The 14,202-nt window shown below is 68.8% G+C and carries 14 protein-coding genes; 8 read left to right on the top strand and 6 right to left on the bottom strand.

Going from position 1 to position 14,202, the window contains the following annotated elements; translation table 11 throughout:
* Positions 1-514 precede the first annotated feature (514 nt).
* Positions 515-886 (top strand): VOC family protein, encoded by a 372-nt coding sequence (locus ACWF0M_RS37910; protein WP_452240608.1) that lies wholly within the window; start codon positions 515-517, stop codon positions 884-886.
* 15 nt (positions 887-901) lie between these two features.
* Here the strand turns inward: ACWF0M_RS37910 and ACWF0M_RS37905 are convergent, their stop codons facing one another.
* Positions 902-1,534 carry an SDR family oxidoreductase gene (locus tag ACWF0M_RS37905; RefSeq protein ID WP_452240607.1) on the bottom strand — a complete coding sequence of 211 codons (633 nt, stop codon included), beginning with the start codon at positions 1,532-1,534 and terminating at the stop codon, positions 902-904.
* A gap of 195 nt (positions 1,535-1,729) precedes the next feature.
* Between ACWF0M_RS37905 and ACWF0M_RS37900 the strand changes: the two genes are divergently transcribed.
* Positions 1,730-2,599 (top strand): LysR family transcriptional regulator, encoded by an 870-nt coding sequence (locus ACWF0M_RS37900; protein WP_452240606.1) that lies wholly within the window; start codon positions 1,730-1,732, stop codon positions 2,597-2,599.
* A 32-nt stretch (positions 2,600-2,631) separates the two neighbouring features.
* On the opposite strand, the gene ACWF0M_RS37895 is transcribed toward ACWF0M_RS37900, so the two are convergent.
* Both ACWF0M_RS37895 and recQ read right to left on the bottom strand, forming a co-directional pair.
* Positions 2,632-3,201, bottom strand: a complete 570-nt coding sequence (locus tag ACWF0M_RS37895) for a dihydrofolate reductase family protein (RefSeq protein ID WP_452240605.1) — start codon at positions 3,199-3,201, stop codon at positions 2,632-2,634.
* Between the two features lie 81 nt (positions 3,202-3,282).
* Positions 3,283-5,124, bottom strand: a complete 1,842-nt coding sequence (gene recQ, locus ACWF0M_RS37890; protein ID WP_452240604.1) for a DNA helicase RecQ — start codon at positions 5,122-5,124, stop codon at positions 3,283-3,285.
* A gap of 201 nt (positions 5,125-5,325) precedes the next feature.
* Here recQ and ilvD point away from each other — a divergent pair, with 201 nt between their 5' ends.
* Entirely contained in the window at positions 5,326-7,176 is a 1,851-nt protein-coding gene (gene ilvD, locus ACWF0M_RS37885) for a dihydroxy-acid dehydratase (RefSeq protein ID WP_452240603.1), read from the top strand.
* A 9-nt stretch (positions 7,177-7,185) separates the two neighbouring features.
* On the opposite strand, the gene ACWF0M_RS37880 is transcribed toward ilvD, so the two are convergent.
* Genes ACWF0M_RS37880 through ACWF0M_RS37870 form a run of 3 tightly spaced genes read right to left on the bottom strand, consistent with a single transcriptional unit; the run spans position 7,186 to position 8,453 of the window.
* Positions 7,186-7,488: a type II toxin-antitoxin system PemK/MazF family toxin gene (locus ACWF0M_RS37880; RefSeq protein WP_452240602.1), complete on the bottom strand. Its 303-nt coding sequence runs from the start codon at positions 7,486-7,488 to the stop codon at positions 7,186-7,188.
* 10 nt (positions 7,489-7,498) lie between these two features.
* Positions 7,499-7,735 (bottom strand): ribbon-helix-helix domain-containing protein, encoded by a 237-nt coding sequence (locus tag ACWF0M_RS37875; protein ID WP_452240601.1) that lies wholly within the window; start codon positions 7,733-7,735, stop codon positions 7,499-7,501.
* A gap of 46 nt (positions 7,736-7,781) precedes the next feature.
* Positions 7,782-8,453 (bottom strand): LON peptidase substrate-binding domain-containing protein, encoded by a 672-nt coding sequence (locus tag ACWF0M_RS37870; RefSeq protein WP_452240600.1) that lies wholly within the window; start codon positions 8,451-8,453, stop codon positions 7,782-7,784.
* 123 nt (positions 8,454-8,576) lie between these two features.
* Between ACWF0M_RS37870 and hisD the strand changes: the two genes are divergently transcribed.
* The 5 genes from hisD to ACWF0M_RS37845 all read left to right on the top strand — a co-directional run bounded on the left by hisD (position 8,577) and on the right by ACWF0M_RS37845 (position 13,846).
* A complete protein-coding gene (gene hisD, locus ACWF0M_RS37865) occupies positions 8,577-9,902 on the top strand; it encodes a histidinol dehydrogenase (protein WP_452240599.1) in 1,326 nt (441 codons plus the stop codon).
* Positions 9,902-11,020, top strand: a complete 1,119-nt coding sequence (locus tag ACWF0M_RS37860; RefSeq protein WP_452240598.1) for a histidinol-phosphate transaminase — start codon at positions 9,902-9,904, stop codon at positions 11,018-11,020. The genes hisD and ACWF0M_RS37860 overlap by 1 nt, the downstream gene beginning before the upstream one ends.
* Positions 11,021-11,096: 76 nt before the next feature.
* On the top strand, positions 11,097-11,699 hold the full coding sequence (hisB, locus tag ACWF0M_RS37855) for an imidazoleglycerol-phosphate dehydratase HisB (RefSeq protein WP_452240597.1): 603 nt from the start codon (positions 11,097-11,099) through the stop codon (positions 11,697-11,699).
* 24 nt (positions 11,700-11,723) lie between these two features.
* Positions 11,724-12,365, top strand: coding sequence for an imidazole glycerol phosphate synthase subunit HisH (hisH, locus tag ACWF0M_RS37850; protein ID WP_452240596.1), 642 nt, complete (start codon positions 11,724-11,726; stop codon positions 12,363-12,365).
* Positions 12,366-12,454: 89 nt separating this feature from the next.
* Positions 12,455-13,846 (top strand): alkaline phosphatase PhoX, encoded by a 1,392-nt coding sequence (locus ACWF0M_RS37845; RefSeq protein WP_452240595.1) that lies wholly within the window; start codon positions 12,455-12,457, stop codon positions 13,844-13,846.
* Positions 13,847-14,202: the final 356 nt, after the last annotated feature.

Below are 14,202 nucleotides of genomic sequence, written 5' to 3'. Positions count from 1 at the left end.
ACCCGTACTCCCACTCCACCGGAAACCGAGGACGACCACCCATCACAACACCCCTTCAACCAGAAGGCGTTGCAATCACCCCTTGAGCCCGCCCCCCAACACAAGGGGATATCCGCTCTTGTGACTGAGGTGTGGGTGGCCGGCGAGTTCGAGGCCTGCGCCGGGCTCGGGTCTGGTGTGATCTGCAGCTCGACAGGACATGTCCGGTGGCCGGGTAGTGCACCTGAGCGTGAACGTGCCCGCGCGTACAGCGTCTCACCGGTGCACTACCTGTCGAGCGTGCACATCACACCACCGCGAGCAGTCGTCCTGCCCCCAACCCTCCGGGTGCCGGCCACCAACACCCGTAATCGGCCCGGAGAGTCGGGTATTTGTTCTTGTGCCGAACGCGCGGTGCATGCCTGGTGGCACCGACCGGGGAATTGTGGGCGTGGATTTTGTGGGTGATGTCGAAAACGGGGGATCGGGTTCTACCTCCTGGTGAAAGCGCCTCTTCAGGAGAAGGAGAATCAGGATGAGCTACATCAGTGAAATCAGGACGGTTGGGGTACCGGTGGGGGATCAGGATCGGGCGGTGGAGTTCTACACGGGGACGCTGGGGTTCGAGGTGGTGATGGATGCGCCGTTGCCGCAGTTTGGTGGGCGTTGGATCGTGGTCGCGCCGGCTGGGTCGGTGGGGAGTATCGCGCTCGTTCCTGCGAGCGAGGGGAACCCGGCCGGTGTCGACACCGGTATTCGGATGGCGAGCCCGGACGCGAAGGCGGCGCACGAGCACTTCCTCGTGGCCGGTGTCGACACCGACGAACTGCTGGAGTGGCCGGGTGTCCCGCCGATGTTCAGCCTCCGCGACCCCGACGGGAACCGCCTCTACATCTCCCAGGCCTGACCTCGCCGGGCTGATTCAGACGAGGACGTGGCCGCCGTCGACGGTGAGGATGGAGCCGGTGGCGTAGGGCTGGTTCATCAGGTAGGTGTAGGCGGCGGCGATGTCTTCGGGTTCGCCGACGCGTTGTACGGGGAGTTGGCGGGCGGTTTCGTCGTATTCGAGGGCGCCGCGCCAAAGCGGCGTACGGACGACGCCGGGTTTGACGGCGTTGACGCGGAGTGGGGCGAGTTCGAGGGCGAGGGCACGGACGAGGGAGTCCACGGCGCCGCAGATACTCGCGGCGACGGACCAGCCGGGGCCGGGCCGGTCCGCGGCGGCGCCGGTCGTGAGTACGACGGAACCACCGGGACGGAGCTTCGGTACGGCGGCGCTCACAGCACCCAGCGCACCGAAGTACCGCAGCTCGAAAGCGGCACGCGCCTGGGCGAGGTCCATCGTGCCGACCTCGAGCAGCGTCAGCGCCTCACCGGCCGTGAAGACCAGGTGGTCGAACGGATCCAACCCCGCGAAGAACGCCGCCACCGCGGCGGAATTGGTGAGGTCGACGGCGGCGCCGACGGCGGCGCCGACGGCGGCGCCGATGGCCGAGTCGGGGAGGGTTGCGAGCGCCCGCTGCACCGACTCGGGGTTGCTAGAGGCAACGATCACACGGTGGCGCCCTGCGCGGCGGCGAGTTGAGCGGTCGCGAGCCCGATCCCTGACGTACCACCGAGGACGACGACGCGTTGGTCCTGCAGAGTCACGGAACTGCCTTTCGTGGTTGGGATTTCGCTTCCACGATGCGGCCGTCCGGGCACCGGCGTCCAAGACCTGTTCGGGCGCCTGTAATACCCTGAAGGTATTATGGATCTCGATCTCCGCAAGCTCCGGTACTTCGTCGCCGTCGCCGAGGAACTGCATTTCGGGCGCGCGGCCGAGCGGCTGCACATCGCGCAGCCTGTGCTGTCCCGGCAGATCCGCGCACTCGAGGACGAGGTCCGCGCCCAGTTGTTCGTGCGCACCAAGCGAGCCACCGAGCTCACGGCGGCCGGTCGCCAGCTGCTCGACGACGCCCGGCCGCTGCTCGCTGCCGCGGACGCAACCCGGCGCAGGGTCGCGCTCGCCGCGCGCGGTTCGAAGACGTTCACGATCGGCTTCATGCCGGGGCTGACCGTGACCGAAGCGGTTCGCGGGTTCGGCCAGGCGCATCCCGAGCTGGAGATCGAGCTGATCCGGACCACGTGGGACGACCAGGTCGACGTACTGCACGACGGGCGCGTCGATGTGAGCGTCGTCCGGCTGCCGATCGATCAGGCCGGTCTGACCGTGCGCCCGCTGTTCGAGGAGCCGCGGGTCGCCACGCTGCCGGCCGATCATCGCCTGGCCGGCAAGCCCGTCATCGACATCACCGACCTCGCCGACGAGCACCTGCTGCAGGACCCGGACGCCGTACCGGAATGGCGCGACATCGCCGTCGAGCTCCGCACCCGTACGGCGAAACCGGTGCCCGTCCTGCGCAGCGTCGAGGAGAAACTCGAACACGTCGCAGCCGGTCGTGGCGTCTCGATCATCCCGCTGTCCGTCGCCGCCTTCTACCAACGGCCCGACGTCGTCACGATCCCCGTCGACAACCTGGCCCCGAACACGGTCTGCCTGGCGTGGATCGCCACGCGTCGCTCCCGTCTCATCCAGGACTTCGCCACCCTGGCCGCCTCGGTCAGCTGGACTCCCTAGACGTTCTGGTCTGTGCAACCGCTGCTGGCAACCTAGCGCCGTACCCGGTAGCGGAGGTGTGTCGCCCGCGGCGTGTCGATCACCCGGACGATCTCGAGCTCGACGTGCTCCGGCAGTACGTCGAACAGCCGCAGACCGCTCCCGAACAGGACCGGCACCTGGCTGATCTGCAACTCGTCGAGGACCCCGGCCGCCAACGCCTGCTGTGCGGTCACCGCGCCGTGAACCAGCACGTCCTTGGCACCCGCCGCCGCCTTGGCCTGCGCCATCGCGGTCTCGATGTCGCCCACGACGTGCACGTTCTCGAAGTCGACCGGTGACGGGTCGTGGCTGAGGACGAAGATCGGTACGCCGTGATGGTCGCCGCCGTAGTAGTTCACCTGTTCCGCCGTACGACGACCGACCAGAACCGCGCCCGTGGCGTTCAGCTCGTCCCAGATCTCGCCGGCCTCGCCGTCCGGGCGACCCACCTCGCCGTCCGCGTTCAGGTACCACTCGTGCAACCGCATGAAGTCGTCGCCGCCGGGGTTGCCTGGCCGGTCGTCCGGACCGGCGATGTAGCCGTCGGCGGACATCGACATCAACAGCACGGATGAGGACATGGTCGTTCTCCCAGTTCTCTGCGGGTACGGCTGATCCGCACCCTGTGCCTAGGCGTCGAAGACCGGGAGCACGATTCGACATCACCCCTCGGCGAGAGTCTCCAGCACGCCGTCGCCGTACTTGGTCAGCTTGTTCTCGCCGATGCCGCTGATCGCGCCCAGCTCGGCCAGCGTCGACGGCTGGTCGGTGGCGATCTGCCGCAGCGTCGCGTCGTGGAAGATGACGTACGCCGGAACGCCCTGCTCCTTCGCCACCGCGGCCCGCCAGGCACGCAACCGCTCGAACACGGGCGCCGCCTCCGGTGGCAGATCGGCCGCCGCCTTCTTCCCGCCCGACGACGACCTGCTCGAAGACCGGACGCGCTCGGGCTCCCGGCGCATCATCACCTCGCGCCGCCGACCGAGCACCTCGGCGCTCTCCTCGGTCAGCACGAGCGTGCCGTAATCACCCTCGACCGCGAGCAACCGCAGCGCCAGCAGCTGCCGGACCACCCCGCGCCACTCGGTGTCCTTCAACTCGGTGCCGATCCCGAACACCGTCAGCTCGTGGTGCCGGAACTGCTTGACCTTGTCGGTCTCCTTGCCGAGCAGGATGTCGACCAGTTGCCCGGCGCCGAACTTCTGCCCGCGCTCGTGCTGCAGCCGATAAACCGTCGACAAGAGCTTCTGCGCCGCGATCGTCCCGTCCCACGACTCCGGCGGCGTCAGGCAGGTGTCGCAGTTCCCGCACGCGTCGCCGTGCTGTTGCTGTCCGAAGTACGCCAGCAGCTGCGACCGCCGGCACTGCACGGTCTCGCACAGCGCGAGCATCGCGTCGAGATGCGAACCCAGCCGCCGTCGATGCGCGAGGTCACCCTCGGACGTGTCGATCATCTTCCGCTGCTGTACGACGTCCTGCAGCCCGTACGCCAGCCACGCGGTGGAGGGCTGTCCGTCCCGCCCCGCGCGACCGGTCTCCTGGTAGTACCCCTCGACCGACTTCGGCAGATCGAGGTGCGCGACGAACCGGACGTCCGGCTTGTCGATCCCCATCCCGAACGCGATCGTCGCCACCACGACCAGCCCGTCCTCGCGCAGGAACCGCGCCTGGTTCGTGGCGCGCGTCCGGCTGTCCAGGCCCGCGTGGTACGGCACGGCCTCGATCCCGTTCTGGGTCAGGAAGGCCGCGGTCTTCTCGACGCTGTTGCGGGACAGGCAGTACACGATGCCCGCGTCGCCGGCGTGCTCGGTGCGCAGCAAGTCGAGCAACTGCCGTTGCGGGTTGTCCTTCGGAACGATCCGGTACTGGATGTTCGGCCGGTCGAAGCTCGCGACGAAATGCTTCGCCTCGTCCAGCTTCAGCCGGGTCGCGATCTCCTGATGCGTCGCCTCGGTCGCTGTCGCGGTCAACGCGATCCGCGGTACGTCGGGCCAGCGCTCGTGCAACTCGGACAGCATCAGGTAGTCAGGCCGGAAGTCGTGGCCCCACTGCGACACACAGTGCGCCTCGTCGATCGCGAACAGTGCGATCTTGCCCTGGTCGAGCAGCCGCACGGTCGCCTCGACCCGCAACCGCTCGGGCGCCAGGTACAGCAGGTCGAGCTCGCCGGTCAGGAACGCCTGCTCGACCTCCCGCCGCTGCTCGAAGTCCTGCGTGGAGTTCAGGAATCCCGCCCGTACGCCGAGCGCGGTCAGCGCGTCCACCTGGTCCTGCATCAACGCGATCAGCGGCGAGATCACCACACCGACGCCGGACCGGACCAGCGACGGGATCTGGTAGCACAGCGACTTGCCGCCGCCGGTCGGCATCAGCACCAGCGCGTCACCGCCCGCGACGACGGTGTCGATGATGTCGGCCTGCTCACCACGGAAGGATTCGTACCCGAACACCCGCCGGAGGACCTGAAGGGCTTCGGAATCGGGAAGTTCGGTCGCGTCGCTCACCCAGGCGAGTTTAGTGAGATCACGCCGACGATGCTGACACGATCGCCGCAGCCTGTGGATTACCCGGCAATTCCTCCGTCGGACAAGACCAGAACTGTCCACGGACAGAACCACCGCTCCAGGATCCGGGACCCGCGTACCGCCATCCGGACGAGCGTGGCACTATCGGTAGGTACGTACACGGAGCAAGGAGATGTCGTCGTGCCTGCACTGAGGTCCCGCACTGTCACCCACGGCCGCAACATGGCGGGCGCCCGCGCGCTCATGCAGGCCTCCGGGGTACTCCGGGAGGACTTCGGGAAGCCGATCATCGCGGTGGCGAACAGCTTCACCGAGTTCGTCCCCGGCCACACGCACCTCGCCCCGGTCGGCCGGATCGTGTCCGAGGCGATCCACGCGGCCGGCGGGATCGCCCGCGAGTTCAACACGATCGCCGTCGACGACGGGATCGCGATGGGCCACGGCGGCATGCTCTACAGCCTGCCGTCCCGCGACCTGATCGCCGACTCGGTCGAGTACATGGTCGAGGCGCACTGCGCGGACGCGCTGGTCTGCATCTCGAACTGCGACAAGATCACGCCCGGCATGCTGATGGCGGCGCTCCGGCTGAACATCCCGACCGTGTTCGTCTCCGGCGGCCCGATGGAGGCCGGCCGGGCGACGCTCGTCGACGGCACGGTCCGCAAGCTCGACCTGATCGACGCGATGTCCGAGGCCGTCAACGAGAACGTCTCCGACGCCGACATCCTGCGGATCGAGGAGAACGCCTGCCCGACCTGCGGTTCCTGTTCCGGCATGTTCACCGCGAACTCGATGAACTGCCTGACCGAGGCGATCGGCCTGTCGCTGCCGGGCAACGGCTCCGTGCTGGCCACGCACACCGCGCGCAAGGCGCTGTACGAGAAGGCCGGCGAGACCGTCGTACGGATCACCCAGCGGTACTACGACAACGACGACGCCACCGTGCTGCCGCGGAACGTCGCGTCCAAGGAAGCGTTCGAGAACGCGATGGCCCTGGACATCGCGATGGGCGGGTCGACCAACACGATCCTGCACCTGCTCGCGGCCGCGCAGGAGGCGGAGGTCGACTTCGACCTCGACGACATCAACGCGGTCTCCCGCCGGGTCCCGTGCCTGGCGAAGGTCGCGCCGAACGTCGCGCCCGGCGGGACGTACTACATGGAGGACGTGCACCGCGCCGGAGGCATCCCGGCGATACTCGGCGAGCTGCACCGCGCCGGCCTGCTGAACGAGAACATCCACACCGTGCACAGCGACTCCATCGACGACTGGCTGAAGACCTGGGACGTGCGCGGCGGATCGCCGTCGCCGGAGGCCGTCGAGCTGTGGCACGCGGCGCCGGGTTGCAAGCGGTCGGCGACCGCGTTCTCGCAGTCCGAGCGGTGGGAGACGCTGGACGACGACGCGGCGAACGGCTGCATCCGCGACCGCGAGCACGCGTACTCCAAGGACGGCGGTCTCGGCGTACTGAAGGGCAACCTGGCCAACGACGGCTGTGTCGTGAAGACGGCCGGCGTGGACGAGTCGATCTGGACGTTCGAGGGCCCCGCGGTGGTGTGTGAGTCGCAGGAGCAGGCCGTCGAGAAGATCCTGACCAAGCAGATCCAGCCGGGCGACGTCATCGTAATCCGGTACGAAGGCCCCAAGGGCGGTCCGGGAATGCAGGAGATGCTGTACCCGACCTCGTACTTGAAGGGCCGCGGTCTGGGCAAGGTCTGTGCGCTGATCACCGACGGCCGCTTCTCCGGCGGTACGTCGGGACTCTCGATCGGGCATGTGTCGCCCGAGGCGGCGTCCGGCGGGACGATCGCGCTGGTCGAGGACGGTGACCGGATCAAGATCGACATCCCGAACCGGTCGATCGAGCTGCTGGTCGGCGACGAGGAACTGGCCGCGCGCGAGGCGGCGCTGGGCGGCGTCTACGCCCCGAAGAACCGCGACCGCAAGGTCACCGCTGCTCTGCGCGCGTACGCCGCGATGGCGACCAGCGCCGACAAGGGCGCGGTCCGCGACGTCAGCAAGCTCGGCTGAACTCGAGAGCTAGAACTCCAGGTCGAACGCGAGGTTGATCGCCTCGGCCAGGGCAGGTTCCTGGTCGGGGTGGAGGTACCCGATCAGGCGGCCGAGGTGCGCCTTCGGGATGGTCTGGATGTTGTCGCAGGAGATCGCGCTCGGGTGGTCGAGGCCGTTGTCGGGGCCGACCAGGACCTCGGTGGACAGGCCGCGGATCGTGCTGGTGATCGGCGCGACCGTCACGTTGGTGAGGCGCGGGCGGATGAGTTCACGGGTCAGTACGACGACCGGCCGGGGCTTGTCGAGCCGGGCGATGTGCAGCGGACGCACGACGTCGTACTCAGTCGAGGTCGCTGAGCACGGTGCCGGCGGCCGCGGGGGCGAGGCCTTCGAGGTCGGGGTACTCGCCGTGGCGGTTCAGGATGTCGAGGTCGCGGGCGGCCAGCTCGCGGCGCCGCTCACGCACCATCGCCCGGGCGACCACGGAGGCCCGGCTCGTCGCCCTGTCGGTCGCGACTAGCTCGTCCATGAAGTCGACCAGGTCGTCCGGTAGCCGGACAGTGATCTGCTTGCTCATACCACAACCATACCGCTGTGGGATTCAATCCGGTAGCGCCGCGGGTTCAGTTGGGGGAGAGGGCGGACCAGGCGATCAGGTCGGTCGCGGGGAGCGAGGGGAGCGCGGCCATCGCCGAGAGTTCGGTGTCGATGAGGGCGACGAGCTGGACGAGCCGGGTGGTCACGTCGGCGGCCTCGAGAAGCTTCTGGCGGTCGGGGGTCATCAGTTTCATCGCGGCCGACATCAGGTACGACAGCGTGCCGGGGTCGTCGGGCAGGTCGCCGAGGTGCAGGCCGGGGCGGCTGATCTCGCTGATCGCCTCGGCGTACTTGCGGAACCTCTCGAGCGCGATCGTCGCCGTACCCAAAGGGTCGTCGCCGAGGTCGTCGGGCAGCCACTCGACGTCCGCGACCAGGTAGTCGCCGGCACCGTCCAGCTCGGTCACCTTGAACCGCCGGTTGCCGGTCAGGGTCACCTCGATCGGTCCGTCGTCGTCCGCGTCGAGCGCGATCTCGGAGATCGTCGCCGCGCAGCCCGTCCCGTACAGCGACCGGAACACCCGCTCACCCAGCTCGTACCCGTCCCGGACCGCGAGGGCCCCGCAGACCAGCTCGCCGCCGTTCTCGACCAGGTCGCGGACCACCGCACGGCCCTGGACGTCGGTCACCGGAATCGAGACCACCAGGCCGGGAAAGATCACCGTGTCGACAGTGAGCAACGGCAGGCGGGAGTCCATGGCAACGAGCCTAGTGGACACAACCCACGATCACGCCCGGTGACCGCGCGGGTACGGCGTCGCGTCCGGCCGACCTGTGGATACGGCGCGGAGCAGACCGGGTCGCGCCACTAGACTGGCGCCATGATTCGCCGCGTCGACCTGCGGGGCCGAGTGGCGGCCGGAGAGGTCTCCGACCTCCAAGCCGAAGTGAATGCCCTCGTTCCCCGAGCCGTGTTCGACGTCGAGAAGGCTCTCGACGTCGTCCGACCCATCTGCCTGGACGTCCGCCATCGCGGCCTCGAGGCGATCCGGGAGTACGGCGAGAAGTTCGACCATGTGCGCGTCGAGGACATCCGGGTCCCGGCCGAGGCGCTGAAGACCGCGCTCGAGGAGCTCGACCCCGAGGTGCGCAGCGCCTTCGAGGAGTCGATCCGCCGGGTCCGCGAGGTCAGCCAGGACGAGCTCACCGCCGACATCGCCTCCGAGCCCGCACCAGGTGGGCGGGTGACGCAGCGGTTCGTCCCGGTGCAGCGCGTCGGCCTCTACGTGCCGGGCGGCCGTGCGCCGCTGGCGTCGAGCGTTCTGATGAACGTCGTACCGGCGCAGGTGGCCGGCGTACCGTCGCTGGCCGTTGCCTCCCCGCCGCAGAAGGAGTTCGGCGGCCTGCCGCACCCGACTGTGCTCGCGGTTTGTGCGTTGCTCGGGATCGAAGAGGTCTACGCGATGGGCGGCGCGCAAGCGATCGCCGGGTTCGCTTACGGCTTCGACGGCTGCAAGAAGGTCAACCTGGTCACGGGTCCGGGCAACATCTACGTGGTCGCCGCCAAGCGGTTCCTGCTGGGTGAGGTCGGCATCGACTCCGAGGCCGGTCCGACCGAGATCGCGGTCCTCGCCGACGACACCGCCGACCCGAAGCACGTCGCCGCGGACCTGATCAGCCAGGCCGAACACGACCCGATGGCCGCCAGTGTGCTGGTCACGCCGTCCGAAACCCTCGCCGCCGCGGTCGAGGCCGAGCTGCCCGGCCAGGTCGCGAAGACGAAGCACCAGGACCGCGTGACGGAGGCTCTGAAAGGTCAGCAGTCAGCCGTCGTGCTGGTCGACGATCTTGACCAGGGCACCGCGGTCGTGGACGCGTACGCCGCCGAGCACCTGGAGATCCAGACCGCCGACGCCGAGGAACGAGCCGGCCTGATCACGAACGCCGGAGCGATCTTCGTCGGCAGCTGGTCACCGGTGTCGCTCGGCGACTACTGCGCGGGCTCCAACCACGTCCTCCCGACGGCCGGTTGCGCCTGCCACTCGTCCGGCCTGTCCGTGCGCAGCTTCCTCAAGGCAGTGCACGTGATCAACTACTCGCGCGACGCGTTGCAGGCGGTCGCCGGTCACGTGGTCACGCTTGCCCACGCCGAGGACCTGCCCGCCCACGGCGCCGCGGTGTCCGTCCGATTCCCTGGAGAGCAGTAATGGGCCGCTTCGACGGGTTGCCGATCCGCGAGGAGTTGAAGAGCTTCGAGCCGTACGGCGCCCCGCAGCTCGACGTCCCGGTGCTCCTGAACGTCAACGAGAACCCGTACCCGGCGAGCGAGGCGACCGTCGCCGACATCGCCGCAGCGGTCACCGTGGCCGCCCGTGGTATGAACCGCTACCCGGACCGCGAGTTCATCGGTCTGCGTGCGGACCTCGCGGCGTACCTGGCGCGCGAATCCGGAGCGCAACTGGAGCCGGAGCAGCTCTGGGCGGCGAACGGTTCCAACGAGGTGATGCTGCACATCCTGCAGGCCTTCGGCGGCCCCGGGCGTACGGCGCTTTCCTTCGCGCCGACGTACTCGATGTACCCGGAGTACGCGCGGGACACGAACACCGCGTGGGTCGCCGGCCGTCGCGCCGAGGACTTCACGCTCGACAAGAGCAAGGCGCTCGCGGCGATCTCCCGGCACCGCCCGTCGGTCGTGCTGCTCGCCTCGCCGAACAATCCGACCGGGACGGCGCTGCCGATCGACGTGACCGAGGCGATCGTCGCGCAGGCCGCTCAACAAGGTGCCGTGGTCGTGGTCGACGAGGCGTACGCCGAGTTCCGCCGCGCGGGGACACCCAGTGCGGTCAGCCTGTTGCCGTCGTACCCGAATCTTGCGGTCGCGCGGACGATGTCGAAGGCGTTCGCGATGGCCGGCGGGCGGGTCGGATACCTTGCCGCGAGCAAGCAGTTCGTCGACGCGCTGCGGATCGTCCGGCTGCCGTACCACCTGTCCGCGGTGACCCAGGCTGTCGCGCGGGCGGCGTTGCAGCACTCCGACGAGTTGCTTGGCCGGGTTGAGCAGCTCCGGGTGGAGCGCGACGAGACCGTCGACTGGCTGCGATCGTTGGGACTGCGGGCGGTCGACTCAGATGCGAACTTCGTCCTGTTCGGCACGTTCGCGGATCGGCACGCGGTCTGGCAGGCGTTGCTGGACGACGGCGTACTGATCCGGGAAACCGGTCCGGACGGCTGGTTGCGCGTTTCGATCGGCACCGGCGACGAGATGGCCGCGTTCCGCGCTTCGCTGGAGCGCGTTCTGAAGACAGACACGGGAAGGCTGACATGAGGGAGCGAAGCGAGCTCATCAGAAAGCACAGCGCGGTCAGTGCCTCATCCGCGCCCGGAGCGAAGCGAGGACGTGGATGAGCCGGCGTACGGCGCGGCTCGAGCGGGAGACTAGTGAGTCGAAGGTCCTGGTCGAGCTGAACATCGACGGTGAGGGCCGGGCGGACATCTCGACGGGGGTCGGGTTCTACGACCACATGCTGAACGCGCTCGCCAAGCACGCGCTGCTCGACCTGCACGTGAACACGGTCGGCGACCTGGAGATCGACGCGCACCACACGGTCGAGGACACCGCGATCGGTATCGGTCAGGCACTGCGCGAGGCGCTCGGCGACAAGCGCGGGATCCGCCGGTTCGGCGACGCGACCGTGCCGCTCGACGAGGCGCTCGTGCACTGCACGGTCGACCTGTCCGGGCGTCCGTACTGCGTGCACACCGGCGAGCCGGACGGCCAGGTGTACGCGATCATCGGCGGCGACTACGCCGGTTCGCTGACCCAGCACGTGTTCGAGACGCTCGCGTTCAACGCCGCGATCTGCATCCACATCCGGGTGCTGTCGGGCCGCGACCCGCACCACATCGTCGAGGCCCAGTTCAAGGCGTTCGCGCGGGCCCTCCGCGCCGCCGCCGAGCTGGACCCGCGGCAGCCAGGGATCCCGTCCACCAAGGGCGCCCTGTGAGGTCGGCACTGTGAGGTCGGCACTGTGAGCAAGAAGGTCGTGCTCCTGGACTACGGTTCCGGGAACATCCGGTCGGGGGAGCGGGCGCTGCAGCGTGTCGGCGCCGACGTCACGGTGACCGCCGACTTCGACGCGGCGTGCAACGCCGACGGTCTGCTCGTGCCGGGCGTGGGTGCCTTCGAGGCGTGCATGACCGGACTGAAGGCGGTTCGCGGTGATGTCGCGGTCGACCGCCGGTTGACCGGTGGACGTCCGGTGCTGGGGATCTGTGTGGGCATGCAGATCCTGTTCGCCCGCGGCATCGAGCACGGCGTCGAGACCGAGGGCTGCGAGCAGTGGCCCGGCACCGTCGAGCGCCTGCAGCCGAAGGACGACCAGCCGGTGCCGCACATGGGCTGGAACACGGTCGACGTACCGTCCGGCACGAAGCTGTTCGACGGCATCGAGAAGGAGCGGTTCTACTTCGTGCATTCGTACGGCGTTCGCGAATGGAAGCTGCAGGACGCCCGCGAGTCGGTCGCTCCGCTGGTCACGTGGACGACGTACGGCGCCGATCGCTTCGTCGCCGCCGTCGAGAACGGCCCGCTGTCCGCCACCCAGTTCCACCCCGAGAAGTCCGGCGACGCCGGCGCCACGCTCCTGGAGAACTGGGTCCGCGCGCTGTGACCGCCTGACACGCGTTCACTTGCTGTTGGTGAGTTGTTTACCGTACGTTCACTGGCGACCACTGCTTGTGTCTAGCCAGGAGGCCGCCCATGTCCAACTCCCTTTCCAGACGCCAGTTCGTCGGCCGTGCCGCAGCCGCCGGAGTCGCGGTCAGCGTGGCCGGATCGGTGGAGGCGCTGTACACCGCCCAGCCCGCGCTCGGCACGTCCGGCCCGAAGATCGGGTACGGGCCGCTGATCGAGGACCCGGACGGCATGCTCGACCTGCCGCGCGGGTTCGGCTACAAGATCCTGTCCCGCGAAGGCGCCGTACGGCCGGACGGGCTGCAGATTCCGAGCCGGTTCGACGGGATGGGCGTATTCCCGGACCGCGACGGCGGCTCCCGCCTGGTCCGCAACCACGAGTGCAGCCCGACGTCGAAGATCAAGGTCGTCGCACCGGCCGAGCGGACCTACGACCCGGCCGCCGCCGGCGGCACCAGCACCCTGGTGGTCGACCGGCAGAACGCCTCGAAGAAGGAGTTCGTCAGCCTCGGCGGTACGGCGATCAACTGCTCCGGCGGCCACACGCCCTGGCGTACCTGGCTGACCTGCGAGGAGACCGAACTCAAGGCCGGGCAGAGCGGATACACCAAGGACCACGGCTTCATCTTCGAGGTCGACCCGTACGACGACCGCCGCAACGCGGACCCTCATCCGCTGACCGCGATGGGCCGCTTCCAGCACGAGGCGGTCGCGATCGACCCGCGGACCGGGATCGTGTACGAGACCGAGGACGCGTTCGTCGCGCCGCTCGGCGGCTTCTACCGGTTCCTGCCGAACCGGCCGCGCGGCGGCTGGGGTGCCCTGCGGGCCGGCGGTGAACTGCAGGCGATGCACATCCCTGGCCTGCCGGACCTGTCGGTGGTCCAGGAGGCCGGCGCCGAGTTCCACGACGTGCAGTGGGTGACGGTGCCGGACCCGCTGGCGACGACCGAGTCGGTCCGGGCGCAGGACTTCGCCAAGCCGATCACCGGCGGCTACAAGCTCGAGGGCTGCTGGTGGGGCGAGGTGGATCGCTGCGTGTACTTCGTCTCGTCGTTCGCCCGGACCGAGCTCGGCCCGAAGGTCGACCACGACGGCCAGGTCTGGCGGCTCGACCCGCGGAAACGGACGCTCCGCCTCGAGGTCATCTTCACCCGCCCGAAGCCCGGATCCGACGACCCCGAATTCGATGCCCCCGACAACATCACGATGTCGCCGTACGGCGGGCTGATGATGTGCGAGGACGGCCTCGGCGAACAGCACATCCTCGGCACCACCGAGGACGGCCAGGTCTTCAAGTTCGCCCGCAACCGCGTCAACCTCGGAACCCCCGAGGCCCCCGAGTACGGCGAACTCTCCGGCGTCGGCTTCTCCGCCGACGGCCGCACCATGTTCTTCAACGTCTACAACCCCGGCATCACCTACGCCATCACCGGCCCCTGGCACCGCAAACGCTAACCCACCCCACCCCACCCCCCACCCACCGCGCTGCACCCACCCCCCGCACCATCGCACCTAACGCACCCCACCCACCCGCTGCACCGCGCCCACCCACCGCGCCCACCACACCCGGCATCCACGTCCCGGTCCGTGCCACCGGCCGGCTCTTGCAGAGCGCGGCGTGGCCCTCGCACACGAGGGGATATCCGGCTCTTGTGACTGAGGTGTGGGTGGTCGACGAATTCCAGGGCGGTGCCCGGGCTTGGTGTGATGTGCACGCTCGACAGGACATGTCGGGTGGCCGGGTAGTGCACCTGAGCGTGAACGCGCCCGTGCGTACACCGTCTCACCGGTGCACTACCAGTCGAGCGTGC

Source organism: Kribbella sp. NPDC055110, from assembly GCF_053607525.1.
Note: the sequence above shows the minus strand (reverse complement) of the source record. Positions and strands in the feature narration are given on the sequence as shown.